Origin of the sequence: Geobacter sp. FeAm09 (genome assembly GCF_008330225.1) — a bacterium.
Lineage (GTDB): Bacteria > Desulfobacterota > Desulfuromonadia > Geobacterales > Pseudopelobacteraceae > Oryzomonas.
Genome location: NZ_CP042466.1, coordinates 1,337,555 through 1,361,509, shown reverse-complemented (window position 1 = coordinate 1,361,509; position 23,955 = coordinate 1,337,555). Strand labels below are relative to the sequence as shown.

Genomic DNA, 23,955 nt, shown 5'->3' with positions numbered 1-23,955 from the left:
ATGTCCCTGGCCGGCATACTCGAGAAACTCTACGCCCGCCGGCGCTTCGGCATTCGTCCCGGTGTGGACCGGGTCCGGCTCGTCCTGGAGCGCCTGGGACACCCGGAGCGCTCCTTTCGCAGCATCCACGTGGTCGGCACCAACGGCAAAGGCTCCACCTCGGCCTTTCTCGCCGCCATACTGAGCGCGGCCGGGGTCCGTACCGCCCTGTTCACCTCTCCCCATCTGGTAAACTTCAGCGAGCGTTTCCGCATCGACGGGCAGGAGCCGCCCCCGGAACGCCTGGAAACGCTGCTCGCCACGGTGCTGGCAGCGGCCCCGGCAGAGGCCACCTTCTTCGAGATCGTCACCGCCCTGGCCGCCCTCTGTTTTGCCGAAGAGCGGGCCGAGGTGGCGGTCATGGAGGCCGGCATGGGAGGGAGGTCGGACGCCACCGCCGTCATCCCCGCCCTGATGACGGTCATCACCCCCATCGCTCTGGACCACTGCGACTACCTGGGGGCGACCCTTCCCCTCATCGCCGCCGAAAAGAGCGCCATCGCCGAACCGGGCACCCCGGTGGTCTCCGCCCGCCAGCCGGCCGAGGCCCTGGAGGTGATCCGGCGGACCTGCGCCGCGGGGGGCAACCGGTTCGTCCACGAGGGGGACGACTTCCGCGCCTTCTGGATGGACGACGGCTCCCTCGATTACCACGGCCTCGGCGTGGAGTTATCCCGGCTGCTCCCCGGCATCCCGGGACGCTACCAGTCCCAGAACGCCTCCCTGGCTCTGACTGCGGCGGAGGTGCTCGGCGCATCCGGAATGACCATCGCCCCGGACGCCCTCACGGCAGGCATCGCCGCCGCCCGGTGGCCCGGCCGCATGGAACTGGTTCCTGGCCCTCCGCGCCTTTTGCTGGACGGTGCCCACAATCCGGCCGGCGCCGCCGCCCTTGCCGAGGCGCTCGACGCGTACCGCTGCCGGCGGCTCATCCTGGTCACCGGGGTCATGTCCGACAAGGATGTCCCGGCCATATTCGCCCCCCTGGCGGGCAAGGTCCACCACGCCTACGCCGTCACCCCCGCCGTGGAGCGGGCGCTGAACGACGCGGTCCTGGCCGGCATCCTGAACGGCCTCGGCTTTCGGGCCACGGCCTGCGGGAGCGTCGGCAACGGCATAGAAACAGCACGACGCGAGGCAGGGGCGGACGACCTGATCCTGGTGTGCGGATCGCTGTTCACGGTAGGTGAGACCAAAGCATGGCTCGCCGGGGACCACTTCGAAGGGATACGCGGCTAGTGACACCCACACGCCTGTACATACTGCTGATCTGCCTGGCCTTGTTCACTGCCGTCCCGGCCCAGGGAGCGGTCCCCATGCCGACCGAGGGCAACATCTCCATCAACTCCGACAGCATGAGCCAGGACACGGCCAACGAGGTGTTCACCGCCACCGGCCACGTCACCATCAGATGGCAGGGCATGACCCTCACGGCGGACAAGGCGACCTATGACCGCAAGACCAGGGTGCTGCACGCCACCGACAACGTCCTCGTGGTCAAGGGGGACGAAACCCTGCGGGGGGACTCCATCAAACTGGACATGGACACCGGCCGGGGCGAACTGGAAAAGGGGGTGCTCACCTCCGCCACGTCCAACGTCACCTTTATCGGCGACAGGATCACCCGGATCAACGACAACGAAGTGGAGCTCACCACCACCGAGCTGACCACCTGCGACCTGCCGGACCCGAGCTGGAAATTCGGCGCGGACCACCTCAAGGTCAACCTGCTGGGGTACGCCGTCGGCCGGGGGGTCACCTTCTACATCAAGGAGGTGCCGGTCCTCTATCTCCCCTGGATGGCGTTTCCGGTGGTGCGGGAGCGCAAGACCGGGCTGCTCTTTCCCCGCTTCGGCTACTCCAGCAGCCGCGGCGCACAACTGGACATCCCGCTCTACCTGGTCATCTCCCCCAGCCAGGACCTGCTGCTCGACCTGGACACCCAGACCAAACGCGGCGTCGGCACCGGGGTTGACTACCGCTATATCTGGAACAGGGGGAGCGAGGGGCATTTCGGGGGCTACCTGATCTACGACCTGGACAAGGAGCGCTGGCGCGGCCAGGCAAGCCTCAGCCACAAGGAGATTTTCTCCCCGACCATGAATCTGCGGACGGAGATCAACCTGACCAGCGACCGGAGCTTTCTGGGTGATTTCGGGGAAAAGAGCGGCGATTACAACCGCCAGTCCAACGATACCATCGTCAACGCCCTGAAAACATGGCAGAACTACGCCCTCTCCGGCTACCTGCGCTTCGCCGAGGACCTGTACGCCACGGACAACAGCCGCACGCTCCAGACCCTGCCGGAGGTGTCCCTGGCCGGCGTCCGCCAGCAGGTCTTCTCCACCCCGATCTATTTCGACCTGGATTCCAGCGCCGCCAACCTGTACCGCGAGGTCGATCCCACCGGCCAGCGCCTGAACGCCTTTCCGCGCCTCACCTACGTGTCCGGCCTGCCCGGCTACCTGAACGCTTCGGCCTATGCCGGCCTGCACGTACGCGGCTATGTCACCCAGGACAACCGCAGCGCCACGACAAAGGAAACCGACGGCGACCTGCTGCCCGAACTGGGCGCCCGCGCCTCCACGTCGCTGAGCCGGGTCTACGACATAAACGGCGCCGCCCTCAAAAAGCTACGCCACGAGATCACCCCGGAGGTGTCCTACACCTACGCCCCGAGCCACGACCAGTCCCGGCTCCCCTTCTACGACTACAACGACCGCCTCGTGGGGCAGAACATCTTTTCCGCCTCCGTGACCAGCTTTCTGGGGGGCAAGTTCCAGACGGGCGACACCACGACCTACCGCGACATCTCCCTCGTCAGGCTGACCCAGGGGTACAGCGTGGGGGGAACGCGGCGCGACCTGCTCTCCATGGTGGACGCCAATCGCCCCTGGACCGACCTGACCCTGGAATCGGAGACCTGGCTCCATCCCCAGGCCAAGCTGACCGTCGACACCCGCTACAACCTCTACGACAACCGTTTCTCCAGCGCCGCGCCGGGGATCGAACTGGACGACAAACAGGGGAACAGTGCAGCCGTGAGCTACCGCATGGCCCGCAACCAGGTGGAATACCTGGAGGCCAAGCTGGCCACCAAGTACTTCAACCCCTGGACCCTGGGGTATACCACCCGCTACTCCTTTGACCGCGGCAATTTTCTCGAATCGGTCTACAGCGTGGAATACCGCCAGAAGTGCTGGAGCGTGAGCCTGTCCATCGGCGACCGGCCGGGAGGAAACTTCTCCTTCCACTTCGGTTTCAACCTGGAAGGGCTGATGACGAGCAAATAATCGGGGCTGGAATATTTTCTCTTGACACAGCGGCCCATATGAATTAAAAAGTAGGGCCTTACTCAATGATTTTGGCGGCGTAGCTCAGCTGGTTAGAGCACACGGCTCATATCCGTGTTGTCCGGGGTTCAAGTCCCTGCGCCGCCACCATTAAAAAGTCCGGGTTAGTCCGGACAAGACCAAAAAGCCCTTAGAAATAAGGGCTTTTTCTTTTCCTATTGTCCGATATGGTCCGCTTTGGCATGCTGATATCCACCAATTAAGGGGGCATCTTTGGGATCATTTCGCATGATCCCCAAACAGGATGCTCCTAAAATGGAGATAAAGGCCATGCCAAAACGAATCGTCCCCCCTCCCTGAAGTGCAAATCAGAAATGCCAAGCCCCAGAAAACAGAATACCGGCTTTTCGATGGCGGCGGCAATCTGCTGGTAACGCCCACGGGAAGTAAATTGTGGCGAATGAAATACAGCTACAACGGAAAAGTGAAACAACTTTCCCTGGGTGCTTAAACGGACGGCTTGACAGGCAAATAATGAGAAAGGGTACCGGAGCACCGAATAACCCGCCGCATAAGTTCGGAGACAGACTGTCATCATGCTGATGGGTCGAAGACAAACAACCGCCTTTGACTCTGCCCGGTCGACGTACCCCACCCTCGCAACCGCTCACGCGGGGCAAACCAGACCAACCTTTCATCCTCCGTTTCATCGTGCCTCAAGAGCGAACAAAACGGACTTCCCGTCAGGTTCTCCGCAATACTGCGCAACAGCAGCGTACTCTGCCGAATTATTGGCTCCCCGATGCGGACAAATCAGGGCACTGGGAAGAGCTAACGTCATTATAACGGGGCTGAGCTTGACCTGCCGGGTGGATTCATCGCCCGGCCAAGGTCTGAGCGCGTGTTGGACATCATCGATTCCAGCTCCACAACGACGTCAGATGTGACTCATAGCTTTGGAGATACGCTTGTTTACAGTTGTAGAGTCGTTTTGAGGTGTAAGAACAGAAATTCTTTCGAAGCCAAGATTTCCACATCCGCCTGTGCCGGTTACTACGATTTTGTCCTTTGTTCTTGATGCAATTTTCAAGACGGTATCCTCAGTATATGTATTACTATCTGTTCTTGATTTTACAGAGGCACTCACATATACAATATCATTGCTTATAAGTTCATAATTTATGGTCTGCGGGATGTTGCAAAAACTGTTTTCGCTACCACTAACCTTTCCAATTGCGGCAAAACCTCCGCTCAGAAGGGTCATAGTTCCATCATCATTGAATTTGACTACACCAACACCAGTTGTCCCAGCATAAGTGGTGTCACTGGTCTTATTGGTGATATTCCATGTCTGCCCGGTCAATGTCTTTTGAAGACTTACCGCTATTTCTTTGTCAAGGGCATCTTGGAGGTTATCTGATTTTAGTGCATTAGATGTATTATCGATAGTAACGTTTTCAGCCAGAACCTTTATAGAAGGGTCAACCACCCCTCCTGAGAGACTTGCGAGTTGTACACCATTAGCGCTCTTAAAAACAATTTGGGATGCAGATACCTTAACGGGGGTCTCGTTGACGGCAGTATTGGTTTTACCTCCGCTACCACAAGACGAAATGATTGTAGAAATCAGCGCTAGAAAAATAATCTGGCACAATCTTGAAAACATAGCTTCCTCCAGTGGTGTTTTATTTTTGAATCGCTTGTCCAACGGATTGAGGGTGTGCGGGTTCACCGCACTACCCGATGGTTAGCTGCATTTATATTCTGGGGTCAAAGTGAACAATCAGAACGTGTTGTTCACTCTCCCTCGAATATAAATTCCAGAAGGGTTGGGTCTACACTCTACATAAAGTGAAAAATGTAGATGCGACCCCCTTGAGAGTTTCCTACATAAAGTGAAAAATGTAGATGCGACCCCCTTGAGAGTTTCTGTCTCAAATGCAGATGGGCGAAGGAGCCTCTTCACATATTCAAAAGCCGAGAGAAGAACACTTTGGAGATTCCTGTGCTTCTCACGTAACCCACTCTGTTCTAAGTGTAATCGCAACTCAGTAGCTGCATCCCCAGGTATACCATAATCACTCAATGACTCAGAAACTAGGCAAACAATGTAAAGTTTCCAGAGGGCTGTAAACTCTCTTTCTGATGCAGGGGGATCAGTAACGAGAGCCCTAAAAGCAGGTGCTCCTCGTGGATTTTCGCCGGGAGCAAGCAACACCCCTCTATCAAAGAGTTCGTCTCTCCTTGTTACAAGCAAAGAGTATAAGGCACTTTTACCAGTCCCTTTTTGACCATAGATTACATCCACTTTGTCAGAATAAAGGCGATGCCAGTGATCAGTTTCAACGAAATAGGAGACTAGGCTGTCTCCTTCTTCTTCCGCCACTCTCTGACCAAAACTGGCTTCTCTAAGTAAATTTAGAACACTCACCATACCTCCATATAGCGGGAGGACTGGTACGTCAGAATGCATACCGGCTTCCGCTTCCCTTACACTACACAATGATGAAAACACGGACCTATTAGAAATGTGTCCTTTCTATCCGACATCGTCCGAAATTTCAATGTAAAAACAGTATGTTAAATTTTTTAACATTAAACAACCTGAACCATATCCACCTGATATTAATGAATAAATGCCACAAAAACCCTGTATTTTTGCTCTGGTTTGCATCATTTTGACACATAAATGTGTTGCTCAAACCTTTCACATGATGCCACACAGACATTTGCCCCGATTGATCCAAAAAGATGGACTTCCCACCATTTCCCTGTTAAAAATTGACACACAAATTGACACACACGGCCATCAAAATCAGGTTGTACACAAGAATGAGGCGGTCATAGTGAGTGGCGGAACAACAACATAAAGCTCTTTAATTCCGGCGGCGTAGTTCATTCTTTCGCCAGTTGGTTAGAGCACACGGCTCATATCCGTGTTGTCCGGGGTTCAAGTCCCTGCGCCCCAATTAAAAAGCCCGGTCAGCCGTTACAGCTGCCGGGCTTTTTCGTTGCCTGTCTGGCGGAAATCACGCCGCCCCGGCGGCAAACCGCGCCAACGCACCGCTCACCCGTCGCACCACCCCATCCCAATCACCCATGGCCGTCTGACGGAACAGGCGCATAACTCCCGGATACCAGGGGGAGTCCTCGCGATTGTCCAGCCAGCGCCAGTCCGTACCGATGAAGGGGAGCAGCACCCAGCACGGCTTGCCGAGCGCCCCGGCCACATGGGCCACGGCCGTATCCACGCAGATCACCAGATCGAGCTGCGCCACAATGGCCGCCGTATCGGCGAAATCCCCGACCTCCGACCCGAGGTGCACGAGCGGCTGGCCGGGGGGCGGGGCGAGCCCTTCTTCCTCTCCCATGCCCTTTTGCAGGCTGACAAAGGCAACCCCGGCGACCGACCAGAGGGGGGCGAGGGCGGCGAGCCCCGGGAGCGAACGGTGGGCGTCGTTTTTGTGGCCGGCCGCCCCCTTCCATACCAGCCCGACCTTTCGTCCCGCCGCGGGGAGCCGTCCCTTCCACTGGCGGAGTCCGTCGCTCCCCGCCCCAAGGTAGGGAAGTCCGGCAGGAATGGTCTCCAGCGCCGTCCCCAGATGGTGCGGGAGACTGAGCAGGCTGGTCCAGTAATCGTGAGGTCCCGCCTCCCCCGCCTCATCCAGGGAGAGGATCTGGTCGGCCCCGGTGGCGGCATGGAGGAAGAGCGATTTCAGCGCCCCCTTGCACACCAGGGTGATCCGGGCGGCGCCGCGCGCCTTCAAAAGCGGGACATAGCGGACAAACTGGATCTCGTCGCCGAACCCCTGCTCCGGCCAGATGAGGAGCGACGTGCCGCGCAGGTCCTGCCCCCTCCAGGGAGGACAGGCGACCTGCGGCGCTCGGCACGGCGCGTGCTCCCAGCTTGTATCGTAGCGCATCTCGTAGAGCCGCCACCCCTCGGCGAACCGCCCCAGGAAAAGAAGGAGAAGCCCCAGGTTCCAGCGCGCCTCCGCATAGTCGGGACGCAGGGCAGCGGCGCGCCGGTAGCAGGCCTCGGCCTCGTCGAACCGCCGCAGGTCCCGCACCAGGGCCCCCAGGTTGTACAGCGCTTCCGCGTGGTCCGGGCACAGGGCCAGGGCCTGCCGGTAACGGGCCTCTGCCTCGTCGTAGCGATCCTGCTCATAGAGCAGCACCCCCAGGTTGTAGTACGTCTCCGCACGTTCGGGCTGGAGGGCGAGCGCCTGACGGTAGCAGGTCTCGGCCTCACCCGGGCGTTGCTGTTCCTTGAACAGGTTCCCCAGATTCAGGTACGTTTCCACCCGGCCGGGATGAAGGGCCAGCGCCCGGCGGTAACAGGCCTCGGCCTCGCCGTAGCGTTTCAGCCCCTGGAGGAGAATGGCCAGATTATTGTGCGCCTCGCCGTGATCGGGATGCAGAGCCAAAAAACGCCGGTAATACTCCTCGGACTCGTCGGAACGCCCCAGCTCCTTGAGCAGTCCCGCCAGGTTGTAGAGGGCATCCCCGGAGTCGGGGCAGAGGGCGAGCGCCTGCCGGTAACAGGCTTCAGCCTCCGTGAAGCGGCCCTGTTCCCGGAGCAGGACCCCCAGATTGTAGTGGGCGGCCACCCAGTCGGGGCGAACGGCAAGGACCTGCCGGTAGGCCGCCTCGGCCTCGGCCAGGCGTTTCTGCCCCTGGAGAAGAACGGCCAGGTTGTACCAGGCCTCGCCGTAATCGGGGCGTGAGGCCAGCGCCTGGCGATAACAGGCCTCGGCTTCGTCCCGACGCTGCTGTTCGTGGAGCACGACCCCCAGATTGAGTAAGGTCTCCGCATCCCCGGGGCGCAGGGCCAACGCCTGGCGATAGGCAGCCTCGGCCTCCCTAAAGCGTTTTTGCTCCTGGAGCAGCTCCCCCAGATTGCAGTGGGCATCCCGATAGTCCGGCAGGAGGGCAAGGGCGCGCCGGTAGCTGGCTTCGGCATCACCGGGGCGCTTCTGTTCCCTGAACACCCCACCCAGGGTGTTGTACGCCTCGGCGTAGTTGGGGCGCAGGGCCAGCGCCTGCCGGCAGCAGGCCTCGGCCTCGCCGGAACGCCCCTGCTCCCTGAGCAGGACGCCCAGATTGTAGTGCGCCTCGGCGTGGTTCGGATGGATGGCCAGGGCCCGCCGGTAGCTGGCTTCGGCCTCGTCCGGGCGCTGCACCCGCTTGAGCAGGTTGCCGTAGTTGTAATGCGCCTCCCCGTACGCCGGGCGAACGGACAGGGCGTGCCGATAGCAGGTCTCGGCCTCCCTGAAGCGCTCCATTCGCTGGAGCAGGTTGGCCAGGTTGTTGTGAACCTCGGCACAGTCGGGTGAGATGGCCAGCGCCTGCCGGTAACGGGCCTCGGCATCGTCGAGGCGTTCCACCGCCTGGAACAGGCTGCCCAGGTTGCTGTACGCTTCCACGTAATCCGGGCGGATGACGATGGCGCGCTGGTGGCAGGCTTCAGCCTCGGCAAAGCGTTGCTGCTCCTGGTACAGGACCCCCAGGTTATTGTACGCCTCGGCCGAGCTGGGGTTGAGCTGCACCACCTTCGTCCAGTAGGCTTCGGCGTCTGCCCCCCTGCCCAGGCATCGGGAGCAGGCGGCGGCTATGTTCAGGGCCATGCCGTTCCGGGGTTCGGTGCCCAGCGTACCCACGGCCATCGCCAAGGCTTCTTCGAATCGCCCGGAAGAATACAGGTTGAGAGCGGTTTCCAGGGGAGCGGCGGTGAGCGGCCTCGCCTGTCCCGGCTTAGGTTTTTCGGTCAAAATGAACTGTGCCCCCTGTTCATAGTACTCCCCATGCCGCCGGCTGAGCGATCTCCGGCGGTAGCAGGTTCAATAGAGCTTTTCAAGGAACTCCCCGATGTTCTGGCCAAGACTCTGGGCCTGGTGGGGGAAGAGGTCCTCGAAGCTTTCCATGCTTGCCACTCCCCGGTAACCGGTCTCCTGGTCCTCGAAGGTCGCCAGTTCCTTGCCGCTTGCGGCATCGAGCAGGCGTCCTTTCACCTTCAGGTAGGTTTTGCCCGCGCCGAATCCGACCCAGAATCTGAGAGCGCGGCTGCCGCCGTTGAATTCCGTGAAAGCCCCCTCCAGGATCACCGCACTCCCCTGCGGTTCGCTGTTGACGAGAACACGCTTGAACAGCTTGCGTTTCGCCATCTCCGCCTCGATGCTCAGGGTCAGGGACTTCACGATGAGCGGCTTCATGGCATCCACCTTCGGCTTTTCCTCGTCGTCGATCCGGTCATATACGGTGCCGGCCGTGGAGAAGTCCCTGATGACGATGGTGTCGTAGCCGGAGAGACGCTGGGAGGTCATGACCGCTTCTTCGTTCAGAACACCCGGCTTGGCAAGGGGCTGGTCTGCATGGGCGAGCGAGGCGACGGTGACAAGACAGAAAACCTGCAGCACGAGCGCAATCTTCTTCATGGTGTCCCCCTGGTGGCAAAATGCCCGAAAAATGGTTAGACGGAACTACTATACCACAGAAAAACGGGGAGTACGCAAACGCCGCCACCCGGATGCCAGGGCCAGCCGCGGCAGCTTTTCGTTCAGCGTCCCGGCCTCCGGCGGCTTCGGCATGTGGTCGTCGCACCCTGTTCCAGGAAGCCATCCGATCCCTCCGGAACGCCCGGGCCGTCAGGTCGATGACGGGGGCGTGCCGTCGCGGCGGCGACCATGCCGCTCCGGGCGGGGATCGTCGAGCGCGAAGGGGATCGTCACCCGGAAGAGGCTCCCCTCCTCTACCCGGCTGTCCACCCGGATGTTCCCCCCCATGAGCTCCACGAAGCGCCTGCTGATGGAGAGCCCGAGCCCGGTGCCGCCGTAACGGCGGGTGGTGGACGAATCCGCCTGGCTGAAGGGGGCGAAGATGGTTTCAAGGGCGTCTGACGGGATGCCGATGCCGGTATCCGCGACGTCGAGCCGGATGAGCGCCCTATCGCCAGAGGTTTCCAGAAGCGCGGCCGAAACCGTGATCTCCCCCGCTTCCGTGAACTTGGCGGCATTGCCGATCAGGTTGATCAGCACCTGTTTCAGCCGCAGTTGGTCCCCGGTCAGGGCGTCGGGCACCCGGGCCGGGATATGGGTTTTCAGGGTCAGCCCCTTGGTGCGGATGGTGGCAAGGTGGACCCGGACGGCGTCGCCGATGCATCCCCGCAGGCTGAAGGGGGCCAGTTCCAGCACGACCTTCCCGGCCTCGATCTTGGAAAGGTCCAGGATGTCGTTGATGAGCGTCAGGAGGTTTTCCGAGGAGAGCTGGATGCATTCCAGGTACTCCTTCTGTTCGTCGCTCAGATCCGTCAGCTTCATGAGGCTGGCCACCCCCATGATGCCGTTCATGGGGGTCCGCATCTCATGGCTCATGTTAGCCAGAAACTCGCTCTTGGCCCGGCTGGCCGATTCCGCCTGCTCCTTGGCCTGTTTCAGATCCTGCTCCTGCCGCTTGCGCCCGGTGATGTCCGTGGCGATGCCGCAGACGGCGAAGGGAGAGCCGTCGGAATAATGGAGCGGGACCATGGTGGCGGAGAAGGTGCGGGTCTGCCCGTCCCGGGTACCGTCCACCTCGTATTCCAGGGGACGGCCGGTGGCGAGTGCCTGCCGGTCGGCGGCACGCATGACGTCGGCCTCTTCCGGGGGGAAAAGACCGTAATCGGTCGCGCCGTACACCGTGGCGTCGGAGACATGAAACATCTCCTCGAAATGGCGGTTGACCATCAGGTAACGCCCCTGGGTATCCTTCATGAAGATTTGCGCCGGCACGTGGTCCAGGACCGCCTCCATATGCCGGCGGTTCTCCTGGATCTCGTAGTTCAGGGTCAGCCCCATGACGACGATCATGCCCAGGTACGCCAACGGCCCCAGGGGCGGGACGCTGCCGATCCCCAACCGGAACAGGAAGCCCACCGCGGAACCGGCCAGGGACAGTCCGACGGCAGCCATCATGAACAGGGCGGTGCGCCGGTGGTCCCGGCGAAAGCGGACCGCCAGGGCATAGAAGCTGTAGGCGTACGTGGAGAGAATGGCTGCCACGATCACCGGTTTCCACACGCCCCTGGTACCCTGGGGGCGATAGATGCTCTCTCCCCAGGGAAGCGGCACCCGCTCCACCCCGCTGAATTCCGAAAAGGTGTGGGTGTACGGCTGGGTGAGATTGGCCAGGAACAGCAGGGCGAACATCCCGGTGATGCCGGCCAGTGCCCACCGGGGACGCACCCCGGTATACTCGGCGATGAACCAGGGCCACAGGGCGATGTACAGGTTGAAGATGGCCAGATTCAGGCGGAGCGCCTGGAAGTTGGGCGATACGGCCGCGATCCGGTAGGTCTGGACGCTGGACAGGGCGAACAGCGCCATCAAAAGGGATAGGGCGGCGAACAGGTAATGGACGCGGCGCTGCCGCCGGTGCTGCGCCAGGGTGCAATGCTGGATCGCCGTAGAGGCGCAGACGCCGGCCAGAAAAAGCTGCGCAGGTATGAACAGATTAATCGCCATCGGTGTTCATCCCGAAGTAGGGGGTGCCCGGCAAGGAGGCCATGGGGAAGCGGGCCGGCGGCCAAGCGTCGCGACCGGCCAGCACACGTCCCTGGCCGGTTCATATTCCCGCAGAAGTCATCCGCAGTCAATGCTTATCCTGCGCCTTCGCCCCGGAAACCGCCGTTTTTTTACGCCTGGCGGCACCTTGCTATCGCCCCGGAGCACCCCTTCTGCCTGTTTCGCCCCGCTATCGATACGGATTATCATTATCGTTTACATCGGCCTCCGAATTGGCTACCATGAAAACATACGGAACAGACACAACGCGAGGGAGGTATGTCATGACAAGGACACGCGGAATACTTTCAGTGCTGGCGGCAGCCATGGCCTTCTCGGCCGTGCCGCTGATGGCTGACGATTATACGGGCACGACCATGAACCCGGATATGAAAGCGATGCAGCAGGGGCAGAAGGACGAATGCCTGCTGGTGGCCATGAACTGCCCCACCGGCCAGGTGGATACGGTCCAGCAGAGGATCGACAGGCTGAACAGGGAGATTGACAAGGGGAACGCGGTGTACACCGATAGGGAGTTGCAACAGCTCAAGGAACAGTTGAAGTGGATCAACGAGGATAGCGACAACATCTACATCACCGAATGATCCTGCTGCCAGCTCCTTCGGCAAAAAAAGAGGCTGTGCGGCCCGGTGCCGTACAGCCTCTTTTTGGGATAACGCGGGCAGGGGCGGTCAGGACAGCTTGAATTGCCCAACCAGCTTGCTCAGTTCGTCAGCCAGGTGTGCCAGCTTGTCGGCGGCCCGGGTGGTGTCGTGGGTCGATTGGGCCGTGGTGGTGATCACCTCGGTGATCTGGTGCATGTTGTTGCTGATTTCGCTGCTGGTGGCGCTCTGCTGCTCGGCCGCGGTGGCGATCTGATTGATCTGGCTCGTCACCTCGTTGACCTGGTCGAGGATTTCCTGCAAGGCGCTCCCCGAACGCGCGGCTTCGGCGGTCCCCGCCTCCACCTCCTGCACGCCCGCCTCCATGGAAGCCACCGCTTTCTGGGTTTCCCCCTGAATCGCCCGGATCATCCCGGCGATCTCCTGGGTGGCGCGGGTGGTCCGTTCGGCCAGAGCCCTGACCTCGTCGGCGACAACGGCGAACCCTCTGCCCTGCTCCCCGGCACGGGCGGCCTCGATGGCGGCGTTGAGCGCCAGCAGGTTGGTCTGGTCGGCAATGTCCTCGATGGTGCCCACAATGGCGCCGATCTCATCGGAACGCGCGCCGAGCCCTTCCACCTGACGGGCCGTATCCTGAACCCTGGCGGAGATGCGGTGCATCCCCTCGACCGTCTGCATGACGATCTCGGAGCCGCTGGCGGCGAGGGTGCCGGCATGGTGGGAGTTGCCGGCGGCGGCGTTGCAGTTGTCGGCAATGCTGTGAGAGGTGGCCGCCATCTCCTCGCCCGAGGTCGATACGGTAGCAGCCTGACAGGCCAGTTCTTCGGTGCCGGTGGCGATCTGGGTGGCGGTATCGTGCAGGTCCGCGGATGCGGCAGCCACATCGTGGGTGCTGTCGGCCACCTTGCGGATGACCGTCTGCAGCTTGTCCACGAACCGGTCGAAATAGCCTGCCGCCTCGCCGATCTCGTCGTTGGCCCTGATGTTCAGCCTGACCGTCAGGTCCCCCTCGCCCTGGGCGATGTCGTGCATCAGGGACACCATGCGCCCCAGGGGCTGCAACGCCCGGCGGACGAACAGGAAGGAGAGGAACGACAACAGGGCCGCCAAGAGGGCGGCCACAGCGGCGGTGACATACTTCAGACGGTCATAGACCGCCAGGTATTCGCTCTGTTTTTCTCCCACGTAGAGGACGCCCACCACCTCGCCGGCGGCGTTTTTCAACGGGTCGTAGGCGGTGAAATAGGGAACGCCCAGGATGGGCGCTGCGCCGCGATAGGGCTTGCCATCCCTGATGACGGCGTCATAGGCGGCCCCCTGAAGCTTGGTTCCCACGGCACGGCTGCCGTCCGGCTTCATGACGTTGGTGGAGACGCGCACATCACCCATGAAGATGGTGGCGGCCCCGCCGAAAAGTTCCTTGATGCTGTCCGGCAGTTCGAAATTATCGTTGATGACATAATCGCCCTGCTTCAGCTTGCCGTCCACCACCCGCACCTCTCCCCCTTTGGCGTTAAGCAGCCGGTGAAAGGTGCTCATGCGCGCGTCCAGGTCAACCGCGGCCTTGCGGATGAATTCCCTGCGCATCTCGTAGAGGCTCAGCGACGACGTGGCGGCGACGGCCAAAAGGACGACAATAACGTTGGCGATGAAAAACTTGTGACTCAACTTCATACGGTTACTCCCCATATCTCTCTCGTAGCTCGTGCGGCACTACAGACACGTCATTCCACGTAGCCGCGACCCGGCATAATAGCATCAATCCCCTGCGACCTGGCAACTGTATACACAAGAAAATGACACACAACGATCACATATTTCAGACTTTAGAGGAGCATCATATCGGCATCGCTGCATATTTGGCCCTACACCACAAATTCTATTTTGAAAAAACCAAAAAAAGCGCCCCAACCGGGGCGCTCCTCTGCCTCATCCACGCCATGTCACAGCGTCTAAAATTCACTACACCGGACGGCATTGCCGTCATTTCGCTGACGTCAGGACCGTCGTGATCAGCAGGCCGCCAAACCGATGGCGGCTTTGTGGGGTACCCCCCCGCCATGGGCAGTTCGCCCAGACGGATCTCGGCCGGCTTCAGGGCCTCCACCAGCGCCACCTGCCCCGCCGCCACGTCGAAATAATCACCCACGGCGATGATGTAATCCGCGGCATCGCCCCGGGTCAGCCACACCGTCCCAGACGAGCAACGCACCCGCAACCCCGATGGCCCGCCGTTGAGACGTACCAATTCGCCTTCTGCCAGATAACACTCCATGACCATGCCTCCTCTTCTGATGCTATGACCCTACGCCTAACCGCGCAAAAAAAACAGATACAGAAAATCTGTTTTGTAACCATAACAGTTGTATGGTACAGTATCTGTATCCAAACAAAAGCGGCCCAACTGTACCTATTCTCTTACCAATACAGTAAGGTATCCCGACACCATGATAGACGCGACCACGGTTCCCGACAGCATGGCGCCCCTCTACGAGCGGGTTGCCGGCGAGATGGCTACCCTCATCGGCCAAGGCACCTTCCGGGCCGGCGACCGGGTGCCGTCAATCCGGCAGCTCAGCCGACGCTTCGACGTGAGCATCAATACGGCCATGCAGGCCTATGCGCTGCTGGAAGACCAGCGCCTGATCGAGGCCCGCCCCCAGTCCGGCTACTACGTGCGCGCCCGCGCCCCGGAGATCGCCTCGCCCCCCACTCACCATCGGCGCGCATCAGGCCGGCCACGGTCACCATCAGCGAGCTCTGCCACCAGGTGATCCGCAACATGATGAATCGGGACCTCCTCCCCCTGGGGGGCGCCATCCCCAACCCGCGTCACCTGCCGGTGGACAAACTGAACCGGATGCTGGCCGGCGAGACGCGCCGCTACGGCGACCTGAGCGTATCCTACCTCATGCCCCCCGGCTGGGAGCGGCTCAGGGTGCAGATCGCCCGGCGCTCACTGGAGACCGGGATCAGCGTCACCCCCGACGGGGTTCTGGTCACCGCCGGCTGCGTCGAAGCGGTCATTCTGGCGCTGCGGGCCACCTGCCGCAGCGGCGACACCATTGCGGTGGAATCTCCCTTCTATTTCAATTTCCTCCAGATGATCGCGGAACTGGGGCTGAAGGCCCTGGAAATCCCCGCCACCCCGCGGGAGGGGATCAGCATCGAAGCGCTGCGCTACGCCATCGAGCACAACCGGGTGAGCGCCTGCCTGGTGATCCCCAACTTCGGCAACCCCCTGGGGAGCCTCATGCCGGTGGAGCGCAAGCGCGAACTGGTGGAACTGCTGGCCAGCCACGAGATCCCCCTGATCGAGGACGACATCTACGGCGACCTGGTATTCGGCAACGAACGCCCGGTGGCGGCCAAGTCCTTCGACCGCAAGGGGCTGGTCATCTACTGTTCCTCCTTCTCCAAGACCCTCTCCCCCGGCTACCGGGTGGGGTGGGCCATCGCCGGGCGCTACCAGGAACGCATGGAGCGGCTCAAGATGATGATGAACCTGGCCTGCTCCTCCCCCACCCAGCTCGCCGTGGCCGAATTCCTGGCCACCGGCGGCTACGACCATCATCTGCGCACGGTACGCCGCCTCTACAGCCGCAACATGTCCCTCATGCGGGACGCCGTGGTCCGCTTCTTCCCCGAGGGGACCCGCATGACCCACCCGGCGGGGAGCTTCATCCTCTGGGTGGAGATGCCGGAGCGGATCGACTCCATCGCCCTGTATCACCGGGCCCTGGAGCAGGGGATCGGCATCGCCCCCGGCTCGCTCTTTACCCTGACGGAGAACAAGTACCGCAACTTCATCCGCCTCTCCACCGCCACCTGGGACGACGGGATCGAACTGGGCGTAAGAAAACTGGGCGAACTGGCCCACCAGTTGCTGAGGGAGTAGCCATGCGGGCAATGGTCATGGAACATGGGGGAAGTGCGCTGGAGCTGCGGGAGATCCCCATCCCCCAGCCGTCTGCCGGAGAACTGCTCCTGAAGGTTGCGGCGTGCGGCATCTGCCGTACCGATCTGCACGTGGTGGACGGGGAGTTGACCGAGCCCAGGCTGCCATTGATACCGGGGCATCAGATCGTGGGGGTCGTTGCGGCGCTTGGGGAGGGTGTGACCGGGTTCCGGCCCGGCGACCGGGTGGGGGTCCCCTGGCTGGGGGGCACCTGCGGGGAGTGTGATTTTTGCCGGTCGGGGCGGGAAAACCTCTGCGACCGGGCGCTGTTCACCGGCTACCAGAAGAACGGCGGCTTTGCCGACTACTGCACCGCCGACAGCCGCTTCTGCTTCCCCCTGCCGGCGGGGTATCCCGACACCCAGGCCGCGCCGCTCCTCTGCGCCGGGCTCATCGGCTACCGCTGCCTGCGCATGGCCGGGGCAGGAAAACGGCTCGGCATCTACGGTTTCGGGGCCGCAGCCCACATCGTGACCCAGGTGGCGGTCTGGCAGGGGCGGGAGGTGTACGCCTTCACCCGCCCGAGAGACGCGGCGGGGCAAAGTTTTGCGCGGGAGATGGGGGCATGTTGGGCGGGCGGTTCCTTCGATCCGCCACCGTTCCCCCTGGACGCGGCCATCATCTTCGCCCCGGCGGGGGAGCTGGTGCCGGCGGCGCTCCGCGCGGTGGACAAAGGGGGATCGTGGTCTGCGGCGGCATCCACATGAGCGACATACCGGCCTTTTCCTACAACCTCCTGTGGGGGGAGCGAAGCATCGTCTCGGTGGCCAACCTGACCCGCCGCGATGGGGAGGAGTTCCTGAAACTGGCGCCCCGGGTGCCGGTCAAGACCGAGGTGGAGATCTTCTCCCTGGAGCAGGCCAACGAGGCGTTGGCGGCCCTGCGGGCGGGGAGGATCAGGGGAGCCGGGGTGCTGGTGCCGTAAATCTGCATCTCACAGAGCGCACAGAGGCACAGAGGACGTCAAAAGCAGAACCTATTTACAAGGATGAACAGGATGAAGGGGATATAACCTGAAACCAGATTTTGGGTAAAGACATAACCTTTTTCATGATTATATGTTGTTATCCTGTTCATCCCTGTAAATTCGATTTTTCTCTGTGCCTCTGTGCGCTCTGTGAGATGCAGATTTGTCTTTCTTGAATAATCGTTAACGCCCTTTGCGCGGCCCTTTCCTGTCGCCGCCGGGACGGGAGGGCCTGCCGCTGCGGTCACCGCTTGCCGGCCTTGCACCGGCGCCAGACCTCGTTCCGGCACCGGAGGATCGGGTTTCCGCACCAGCCCTTGTCGCCGCACCAGCCCTTCCCCCCGTGGCACCCTTTACCCCGGCATTGCCCCGGGGTCCTGTGCCACTCCTCGTTCCGGCCTCAGCCCGCACCCCGGCACCGGTTCTCGCTTCGACAGCAGGTTTGAGCCCCGCAGCCGGCCTTGTGCCAACCCCCGGCTTTGCGCCCGCAGCCGGCTTCGGCTTCGCACCGAACTTCGCTCCGGCCCCTGCTTTGGCCCCGCCGCCGGGTCCCGTTCTCCGGGGCCCACCCGCCTTGCCCCCTTTGCCCCCTTTGCCCGGCTTGTCCGGTTTCTGCTCCCGGGCGATGCTCACCGTGATGACCCGGTCGATCAGGTACGCGCCGTCCAGGGTCTCGGCCACCTCCTTGGGGTCCACGGTGGCCGCCATGCGCACGTAGCCGCAGCGCTTGAACTCCCTGGTCTCGGGGTCGACGATCAGGTGCACCGAGGTGACCACCCCCATCACCGAGAACAACCGGTACAGGTCCTCTTCCGTCACCTCTTCCGACAGATGCCCTACGTATAATTCCTTAGCCATGCCTTATCCTCTTCATCCTGCGGTTGATATAAACAATCTTCCCTCTTTATCAAAGGGGGGAACCACGGTGGGCCAGTGCCGTTATTGTGTCTCCCGGTGGATGGCGAACGGCGCCCAGGCCTGGTCGATGGACATGACCTCCAGGGTGTTGATGTTCACGTGGGCCGGGCGGTTCACCGTCCACAGCACCGTCTCGGCGATATCCACGGCCGTCAGGGCTTCGACCCCTTCGTACACCTGGGCCGCCTTTGCATCGTCCCCCTTGAAGCGGACCTTGGAAAACTCGGTCTCGGCCATGCCGGGCTGGATGCAGGTCACCCGCACCTTGGTCCCCAACAGGTCGCAGCGCAGGTTGCGGGAGAACTGGGTCACAAAGGCCTTGGTGCCGCCGTACACGTTGCCCCCCGGATAGGGCCACGAACTGGCGGTCGAGCTGATATTGACGATGTGCCCCCGGTTGCGGGCCACCATGCCGGGCAGGATCAGGCGGGTGCAGTACATCAGCCCCTTGATGTTGGTGTCCACCATGGTCTCCCAATCGTCCAGGTTGACCTGGTGGGCCGGTTCCAGTCCCAGGGCCAGGCCGGCGTTGTTGATCAGCACGTCGATCTCGCGGAAGGCCGGCGGCAGCGCGTCCACCGCGCCCTTCACCGCCTCCCGGTCGCGCACGTCCAGCGGGATGATGTGGATATCGGCCATGCCGGCCAACTCTTTCTGCAAGGCCAGCAAAGGATCGATGCGCCGGGCCGTCAGGATCAGGCGGACAATCGCTTGATCCTGACGGGCCGTCTGGGCGAAGATACGGGCACAGGCTGCGCCGAAGCCTGCCGATGCCCCGGTGATGAAGATGGTCTGTCCGCTCATGCTTGCCCCTCCTTCGGTGTATGGTGTCTGCTTTGTACTACATTACGGGCAGGGATAAAACAGAAAAAGCCGCACGGGGATGTGCGGCTTTTCACATGAAGCGATCAGTGCCGATACTGATCGACTATTTTTTCATGTCCTGCATATCTTTCATGGTGCCTTCCTTGAGATCCTTGGCATCCTTGGTCACGGCATCTTTCTTTTTCTTGGCGGCGTCAACCTTGCCTTCGGCCTGCTGCTTCTTGGCCTTGGCGGCATCGGTTTTGGCCTTTGCCTTATCCTTGACGTCGGCCTCTTTCTTGGCAGCCTTGGCTTTCACGTCGGCTTCTTTCTGGGTAGCCTTTGCCTTTACATCGGCTTCTTTCTGGCCAGCCTTGGCTTTCACATCGGTTGCCTTGGCTTTTGCATCGGCTTTCTTCTTGGCGGCCTTGTCCACGGTTGCGGCCGACTTGTTCAGCACGTCGTCGGTTTTCTGCAGCGGGTCGGCAGCCATGACACCGGCGGCAAACATCAGGTTGGCAAGAATCGCGGCACAGACAGCAATGTTCCTTTTCATCGTTATTCCTCCTTTGGAATAGGTTAAAATTGAACTTTTATAATCCCATCCGCCCCGTCGATCAACCGGAAAATGCCCACAAGCCGGTGTAGAATTCGTTGACCGACATATTTCGTGCACAAATTAAATAATTTACGCGACATAAAAAATTTGAAATCGGCCTCTACAGAGACGCGGAGACACAGAGGGAACCATCAACCACAAAAACACTCCCGCGAGGAGGCACCCGAAAGGAAAACGGGACCGCCCCACTACATGCCGTCCATCCCTCCCAAACACGCATCCAGCCGCCTCACAACAGCCTCAGGCTGTTCCCCCAGATACCGCTCCACCAGCCCCCAGAACCCCTCCGGCAACGGCGCGCAGACCGTCAGCGGCCCCGCCTCCGGGCGCACTACGACCGTGCGGAACGAATGGAGGGCAAACCCGTCGTAATCGGGCAGTTCCCCCAGGCCGTAGCGTTTGTCGCCCAGCACCGGGTGGCCGATCATCCCCAGATGCCGCCTGATCTGATGCATGCGCCCGCTGATGGGGGTCACGGCCAACAGGGCGTTCCCCGCGCCGTGCAGCAGGACCGTATAGCGGGTCTCGGACTCCTTGCCGTCCAGCGGCTCGGCGATGACGCCGCTCTCGTCGGGAATTTCCGCCACCAGCGCCAGGTAGAGCTTGTCCAGGCCGGTTTCCTTGACCTGGCGGCCGAACATGCCGGCTGCCGAGGAACTCTTGGCCAGGATCACGGCCCCCGAGGTCCCCCGGTCCAGGCGGTTCACCGGGTAGAGCTTGCACGGAGTGCCGCGCCAGGCCATATAGGCCATCCCCGCATCAACCAGGTTGGCCTCCCGCTCCGCGGTACGGTGCATGGGGAGGCCGGCCGGTTTGTTGACCATAGCCACCTGGTCGTCCTCATAGAGCAGATCCAGCTCCGGGCGGGTCGGGCTGAGCAGCGAGGTGGTGGCGGCACTCTCCTTGAGGGTGACCCGGTCGTTCACGGCCAGCAGGGTGTCGGGCGTGGCAACGGCGGCGTTGAGCTTGGCCGCGCCGTTCTTGATCAGCTTGCGGCAATAGCCGGGGGAGGCGCTGGGCATGAGGGTGCGCAGGAAGCTTTCCAGCCTGCGGCAATGGTCGTTGTGGGTTACTTCAAAGGTGAGCATAGTTTTTTGGGGGCCAATTAAAATCCCCCTCCTTGATTCAGGAGGGGCCAGGGGTGGTCGCCGGTTGTTGATTCTGCCACAGGGACCGCGCCCTACAGGGAGATCTTGCGGTCCCGCATCAGGTTGGCCAGGGAGCGGTCATAGCTCTTCTCCCCTTCCGGGGTGAACATGCAGCCGGTAGCCTGGCCTTTGTCGCGGTGATAGGCCACGCACTGGCAGCAGTTGCCGCGTCGCGGGCAGGCCGGGGTATAGGTGCAGTGACAGTCGTCGCCGGTTCTGGTACAGGACATGGGTACGTCTCCTTTACAAAAGCTTTACCACGGAGGACACGGAGGGACACTGAGGAAAATCAAAACTCAATAAGACGGAGGAAGCAGCGATCAACAGGGGAAAGTCAAAATGGGCTTCCCTGTTTATCAAGATTTTCGCCTTCCTCCGTGTCCTCTGTGTCCTCCGTGGTGAGCTTCGTCTCTATCTTAAATAATTTTATTCAGCGGATACTCGATAATCCCCTCCGCGCCCAGCTTCAACAGCTCCGGCACGACGCGGCGCACCTCCTTCTCGGACATGATGCTCTCCACCGAGAGCCAGTCGGAGTTGTACAGGTGCGACACGGTGGGGTTCTTCAGGCTGGGGAGGACCTTGGTGATGGCCTCGATCCGGTCGGCCGGGGCGTTCATCTTGAGCCCCACCATCCCCTCGGCGGCCAGGGATGATTTCAGGAGGGTGGCGATCTGCTCGATCTTCTCCCGCTTCCAGGGGTCCGCCCAGGCCGACGAGCTGGCGAGCAGGACCGGCACCGACTCCATCAGGTCGCAGACGATGCGCAGGCCGTTGGCCTTGATGGTGGAGCCGGTTTCGGTCACCTCCACGATGGCGTCGCACAGGCCGTCAACCACCTTGGCCTCGGTGGCGCCCCAGGAGAACTCCACGTTCACCGGGATGTTGCGCTCGGCAAAGTAGCGTTTGGTGAAACCGACCAGTTCGGTGGAGATGGTGGCGCCGTGCAGGTCTTCCGGCCCCTGGACCTTGGAGTCGCTCCCCACCACCAGCACCCAGCGGGCCGGGCGGCGTGACACCTTGGAGTAGACCATCTCGCAGACCTCCACCACGTCCGCCTCGTTCTCCCGCACCCAGTCGCGGCCGGCGATCCCGGCATCGATGGTGCCCCGCTCCACATACTTGCCCATCTCCTGGGGGCGGATGAGCTTGCAGTTCATCTCTGCATCGTCAACGCCGGGAAAGTAGCTGCGGGAGGAGATGCTGATCTGCCAGCCGGCCTTTTTGAACAGCTCGACGGTGGCGTTTTCCAAACTACCTTTAGGAATACCGAAATTTAAAATATCAGACATTGCAACCTCGCATGGCTTTGAATTTCCTAGTGGATGCGATTTTTTCGCAAGGCCAAGGCGACCGAGGGATGCCGAGGAGGCGTAGCAGCGCTACGCCGCACGACAGCATCCCGAAGGTCAACGCCGGGATTGCGGAAAAGGCGCATTCATCCTTTCTTATAGACCTCGTCCGGGTTAAAAAGCGGATTCGAATGCTCCACCCACTCGCCATTTTCCCACTTGACGTAAAAGCAGCTGCGGTTGCCCGTATGGCAGGCGGCCGGGCCGTTCTGCTTCACCTTGATCACCACGGTGTCGGCGTCGCAGTCGGTCAGGACCTCCACCACCTCCTGGGTGTTGCCCGACTCCTCGCCCTTCATCCAGTACTTGTTGCGGGTGCGGCTGAAAAACCAGGTCTTGCCGCTTTCCAGGGTCAGGTCCAGGGTCTTTTTGTCCATGAAGGCCACCATGAGCACCTCACCGGACACATGGTCCTGGATAACGGCCGGGATCAGGCCGCCCATCTTGTCGAAATCGATCTGAATCATCTGCGCCCCCATAAATAGTTTGAGTTCGAGACTATACGAAAATACCTCGGCAAATGCAATTAGCAAGAGGGGTTAGCCGGCAATCATTAAGTTAATTATAATTGACGGTAGCCCGCCGGGGACATATTTTAATCAGTTATATACCAACGGCTGGAGGGGGCTGCATGCAGGAAGTCGTTCTTGTCGTGGATGACGACAAAACCATCTTGAACTATACGGCCGAGCTTTTGACCGGGATGGGCGCCAATGTCCTTGCCTGCAATTCTCCCGTGGAGGCCCTGGAGATCATCAGGGAAAAGTCGGTGGCCATCGTGGTTTCCGACTACTACATGCCCGAGATGACCGGGCTTGAACTCTTCAGCCGCATGCGGGAGTTTTCCCACAGCATCGTCAAGATCCTCATGACCTCCAAGGCCGACCTGGCCATGGCGGTGGGCGCCATCAACAGCGGCGAGGTGTTCCGGTTCCTCTCCAAACCGTGGCAGGATACGCAGATGATTGCCGCCGTGCGTGACGGAGTGCGCCGTTACCGGATGCTGCGGGCCTCCAGCGAGGACATGGAGTTCCTCCTCCATGCCCTGGGGCAGACCATCGAACTGAAGGACCCGCTCACCAAGGGGCATTGCGAGCGGGTGGCGACCTATGCGGAGATCATCGCCCGGCGAATGGGGCTGGATATGGAAACGAAGCACGACCTCAAGGTGGGAAGCTGGCTCCACGACTGCGGCAAGATCGGCGTCCCGGAGGCCATCCTGAATGCCGAGCGGGGTCTGACCGACCAGGAGATGGAGGTGATCCGCAAACACCCGCTCTGGGGAGCGACCGTGGCCGAGGCCGCCAACCTGCCGGCTGCGGTGGTGAACATCATCCTGCACCACCACGAATACTATAACGGCCGGGGCTACCCCATGGGGCTCGGGACAGACGCCATCCCGCTGGAAGCCCGGATCGTGGCGGCGGCCGACGTGTACGACGCCCTGCGTTCCTCCCGCCCCTACCGTCCCGGTTTTTCCTACAGCGATACCCGGGGCATCATGGAAGCCATGTCGGGCAATCAACTGGACCCGGCCATCCTGGCGACCCTCTTCGACGGGCTCGACGAGTACCGGGACGCGACGGGCGACCATCCTCTTCCCCCCCGGCTCTGATCTCCCGCACGGCCGGTGGCGGGCGCGCACGCCAAAAACAAAAAGGCCCTCCCGGACGGGAAGGCCTTTTTTGGTGCCGGAT

Annotated in this window: 21 protein-coding genes, 2 tRNA genes and 1 pseudogene; 10 read left to right on the top strand and 14 right to left on the bottom strand. The window is 61.4% G+C overall.

Annotated elements, in window-relative coordinates:
* The 4 genes from FO488_RS06330 to FO488_RS20605 all read left to right on the top strand — a co-directional run bounded on the left by FO488_RS06330 (position 1) and on the right by FO488_RS20605 (position 3,843).
* On the top strand, positions 1–1,278 hold the full coding sequence (locus tag FO488_RS06330) for a folylpolyglutamate synthase/dihydrofolate synthase family protein (protein WP_149209776.1): 1,278 nt from the start codon (positions 1–3) through the stop codon (positions 1,276–1,278).
* Positions 1,278–3,332, top strand: a complete 2,055-nt coding sequence (locus tag FO488_RS06325; RefSeq protein ID WP_168205923.1) for an LPS-assembly protein LptD — start codon at positions 1,278–1,280, stop codon at positions 3,330–3,332. The genes FO488_RS06330 and FO488_RS06325 overlap by 1 nt, the downstream gene beginning before the upstream one ends.
* A gap of 73 nt (positions 3,333–3,405) precedes the next feature.
* Positions 3,406–3,482 (top strand) — tRNA-Met (locus tag FO488_RS06320).
* Between the two features lie 211 nt (positions 3,483–3,693).
* Complete coding sequence (locus FO488_RS20605) at positions 3,694–3,843, top strand: Arm DNA-binding domain-containing protein (RefSeq protein WP_370514322.1); 150 nt, start codon at positions 3,694–3,696, stop codon at positions 3,841–3,843.
* Between the two features lie 426 nt (positions 3,844–4,269).
* Here FO488_RS20605 and FO488_RS06315 read toward each other — a convergent pair whose 3' ends face one another.
* Entirely contained in the window at positions 4,270–5,064 is a 795-nt protein-coding gene (locus FO488_RS06315; RefSeq protein WP_149209774.1) for a hypothetical protein, read from the bottom strand.
* 51 nt (positions 5,065–5,115) lie between these two features.
* The gene (locus tag FO488_RS06310) at positions 5,116–5,805 is read right to left on the bottom strand and encodes a hypothetical protein (RefSeq protein ID WP_149209773.1); all 690 of its coding nucleotides are present in this window, start codon (positions 5,803–5,805) and stop codon (positions 5,116–5,118) included.
* Between the two features lie 410 nt (positions 5,806–6,215).
* Here FO488_RS06310 and FO488_RS06305 point away from each other — a divergent pair.
* Positions 6,216–6,301, top strand: a tRNA-Met gene (locus tag FO488_RS06305).
* Positions 6,302–6,361: 60 nt separating this feature from the next.
* Here FO488_RS06305 and FO488_RS06300 read toward each other — a convergent pair.
* The 3 genes from FO488_RS06300 to FO488_RS19660 form a co-directional block, all read right to left on the bottom strand.
* Positions 6,362–9,103, bottom strand: a complete 2,742-nt coding sequence (locus FO488_RS06300; RefSeq protein ID WP_149209772.1) for a tetratricopeptide repeat protein — start codon at positions 9,101–9,103, stop codon at positions 6,362–6,364.
* A 69-nt stretch (positions 9,104–9,172) separates the two neighbouring features.
* Positions 9,173–9,766 (bottom strand): DUF4410 domain-containing protein, encoded by a 594-nt coding sequence (locus FO488_RS06295; protein ID WP_149209771.1) that lies wholly within the window; start codon positions 9,764–9,766, stop codon positions 9,173–9,175.
* A 210-nt stretch (positions 9,767–9,976) separates the two neighbouring features.
* Positions 9,977–11,830: an ATP-binding protein gene (locus FO488_RS19660; RefSeq protein ID WP_205743371.1), complete on the bottom strand. Its 1,854-nt coding sequence runs from the start codon at positions 11,828–11,830 to the stop codon at positions 9,977–9,979.
* A gap of 323 nt (positions 11,831–12,153) precedes the next feature.
* Here FO488_RS19660 and FO488_RS06285 point away from each other — a divergent pair, with 323 nt between their 5' ends.
* The gene (locus FO488_RS06285) at positions 12,154–12,474 is read left to right on the top strand and encodes a hypothetical protein (protein WP_149209770.1); all 321 of its coding nucleotides are present in this window, start codon (positions 12,154–12,156) and stop codon (positions 12,472–12,474) included.
* 87 nt (positions 12,475–12,561) lie between these two features.
* On the opposite strand, the gene FO488_RS06280 is transcribed toward FO488_RS06285, so the two are convergent.
* A complete protein-coding gene (locus FO488_RS06280; RefSeq protein WP_149209769.1) occupies positions 12,562–14,166 on the bottom strand; it encodes a methyl-accepting chemotaxis protein in 1,605 nt (534 codons plus the stop codon).
* A 205-nt stretch (positions 14,167–14,371) separates the two neighbouring features.
* Complete coding sequence (locus FO488_RS06275) at positions 14,372–14,767, bottom strand: DUF2917 domain-containing protein (protein ID WP_168205922.1); 396 nt, start codon at positions 14,765–14,767, stop codon at positions 14,372–14,374.
* 172 nt (positions 14,768–14,939) lie between these two features.
* Here FO488_RS06275 and FO488_RS19910 point away from each other — a divergent pair, with 172 nt between their 5' ends.
* From FO488_RS19910 to FO488_RS06265, 3 genes and pseudogenes are all read left to right on the top strand, one after another.
* Positions 14,940–15,266, top strand: coding sequence for a GntR family transcriptional regulator (locus tag FO488_RS19910; protein WP_240732201.1), 327 nt, complete (start codon positions 14,940–14,942; stop codon positions 15,264–15,266).
* A gap of 8 nt (positions 15,267–15,274) precedes the next feature.
* The gene (locus FO488_RS06270) at positions 15,275–16,390 is read left to right on the top strand and encodes a PLP-dependent aminotransferase family protein (protein ID WP_240732200.1); all 1,116 of its coding nucleotides are present in this window, start codon (positions 15,275–15,277) and stop codon (positions 16,388–16,390) included.
* 2 nt (positions 16,391–16,392) lie between these two features.
* A pseudogene (locus FO488_RS06265) lies at positions 16,393–17,375 on the top strand (zinc-dependent alcohol dehydrogenase family protein).
* Positions 17,376–17,600: 225 nt separating this feature from the next.
* Here FO488_RS06265 and FO488_RS06260 read toward each other — a convergent pair.
* The 7 genes from FO488_RS06260 to hisI form a co-directional block, all read right to left on the bottom strand.
* Positions 17,601–18,275, bottom strand: a complete 675-nt coding sequence (locus FO488_RS06260) for an RNA-binding protein (protein ID WP_149209767.1) — start codon at positions 18,273–18,275, stop codon at positions 17,601–17,603.
* Between the two features lie 81 nt (positions 18,276–18,356).
* On the bottom strand, positions 18,357–19,139 hold the full coding sequence (locus FO488_RS06255; protein WP_149209766.1) for an SDR family oxidoreductase: 783 nt from the start codon (positions 19,137–19,139) through the stop codon (positions 18,357–18,359).
* Positions 19,140–19,263: 124 nt separating this feature from the next.
* Entirely contained in the window at positions 19,264–19,695 is a 432-nt protein-coding gene (locus FO488_RS06250) for a hypothetical protein (protein ID WP_149209765.1), read from the bottom strand.
* Positions 19,696–19,946: 251 nt separating this feature from the next.
* Positions 19,947–20,846 carry an RluA family pseudouridine synthase gene (locus FO488_RS06245; protein WP_149209764.1) on the bottom strand — a complete coding sequence of 300 codons (900 nt, stop codon included), beginning with the start codon at positions 20,844–20,846 and terminating at the stop codon, positions 19,947–19,949.
* A gap of 92 nt (positions 20,847–20,938) precedes the next feature.
* Complete coding sequence (locus tag FO488_RS06240; RefSeq protein WP_149209763.1) at positions 20,939–21,136, bottom strand: hypothetical protein; 198 nt, start codon at positions 21,134–21,136, stop codon at positions 20,939–20,941.
* 186 nt (positions 21,137–21,322) lie between these two features.
* Positions 21,323–22,198, bottom strand: coding sequence for an ATP phosphoribosyltransferase (gene hisG / locus FO488_RS06235; RefSeq protein WP_149209762.1), 876 nt, complete (start codon positions 22,196–22,198; stop codon positions 21,323–21,325).
* A 146-nt stretch (positions 22,199–22,344) separates the two neighbouring features.
* Positions 22,345–22,725 (bottom strand): phosphoribosyl-AMP cyclohydrolase, encoded by a 381-nt coding sequence (gene hisI / locus FO488_RS06230; RefSeq protein WP_149209761.1) that lies wholly within the window; start codon positions 22,723–22,725, stop codon positions 22,345–22,347.
* A 164-nt stretch (positions 22,726–22,889) separates the two neighbouring features.
* Here hisI and FO488_RS06225 point away from each other — a divergent pair, with 164 nt between their 5' ends.
* Positions 22,890–23,873 carry an HD-GYP domain-containing protein gene (locus FO488_RS06225; RefSeq protein ID WP_149209760.1) on the top strand — a complete coding sequence of 328 codons (984 nt, stop codon included), beginning with the start codon at positions 22,890–22,892 and terminating at the stop codon, positions 23,871–23,873.
* The last annotated feature ends 82 nt before the right edge of the window (positions 23,874–23,955 follow it).

Excerpts from the sequence above, each read along its gene's own strand:
- FO488_RS06280 (WP_149209769.1), bottom strand. The coding sequence starts at position 14,166 with ATGAAGTTGAGTCACAAGTTTTTCATCGCCAACGTTATTGTCGTCCTT.
- FO488_RS19660 (WP_205743371.1), bottom strand. The coding sequence starts at position 11,830 with ATGGCGATTAATCTGTTCATACCTGCGCAGCTTTTTCTGGCCGGCGTC.
- FO488_RS06250 (WP_149209765.1), bottom strand. The coding sequence starts at position 19,695 with ATGAAAAGGAACATTGCTGTCTGTGCCGCGATTCTTGCCAACCTGATG.
- FO488_RS06330 (WP_149209776.1), top strand. The coding sequence starts at position 1 with ATGTCCCTGGCCGGCATACTCGAGAAACTCTACGCCCGCCGGCGCTTC.
- FO488_RS06255 (WP_149209766.1), bottom strand. The coding sequence starts at position 19,139 with ATGAGCGGACAGACCATCTTCATCACCGGGGCATCGGCAGGCTTCGGC.
- FO488_RS06310 (WP_149209773.1), bottom strand. The coding sequence starts at position 5,805 with ATGCATTCTGACGTACCAGTCCTCCCGCTATATGGAGGTATGGTGAGT.
- FO488_RS06270 (WP_240732200.1), top strand. The coding sequence starts at position 15,275 with ATGATGAATCGGGACCTCCTCCCCCTGGGGGGCGCCATCCCCAACCCG.
- FO488_RS06285 (WP_149209770.1), top strand. The coding sequence starts at position 12,154 with ATGACAAGGACACGCGGAATACTTTCAGTGCTGGCGGCAGCCATGGCC.
- FO488_RS06245 (WP_149209764.1), bottom strand. The coding sequence starts at position 20,846 with ATGCTCACCTTTGAAGTAACCCACAACGACCATTGCCGCAGGCTGGAA.
- hisG (WP_149209762.1), bottom strand. The coding sequence starts at position 22,198 with ATGTCTGATATTTTAAATTTCGGTATTCCTAAAGGTAGTTTGGAAAAC.
- FO488_RS06275 (WP_168205922.1), bottom strand. The coding sequence starts at position 14,767 with ATGGAGTGTTATCTGGCAGAAGGCGAATTGGTACGTCTCAACGGCGGG.
- FO488_RS06240 (WP_149209763.1), bottom strand. The coding sequence starts at position 21,136 with ATGTCCTGTACCAGAACCGGCGACGACTGTCACTGCACCTATACCCCG.
- FO488_RS06295 (WP_149209771.1), bottom strand. The coding sequence starts at position 9,766 with ATGAAGAAGATTGCGCTCGTGCTGCAGGTTTTCTGTCTTGTCACCGTC.
- FO488_RS06225 (WP_149209760.1), top strand. The coding sequence starts at position 22,890 with ATGCAGGAAGTCGTTCTTGTCGTGGATGACGACAAAACCATCTTGAAC.
- FO488_RS19910 (WP_240732201.1), top strand. The coding sequence starts at position 14,940 with ATGATAGACGCGACCACGGTTCCCGACAGCATGGCGCCCCTCTACGAG.
- hisI (WP_149209761.1), bottom strand. The coding sequence starts at position 22,725 with ATGATTCAGATCGATTTCGACAAGATGGGCGGCCTGATCCCGGCCGTT.
- FO488_RS06260 (WP_149209767.1), bottom strand. The coding sequence starts at position 18,275 with ATGGCTAAGGAATTATACGTAGGGCATCTGTCGGAAGAGGTGACGGAA.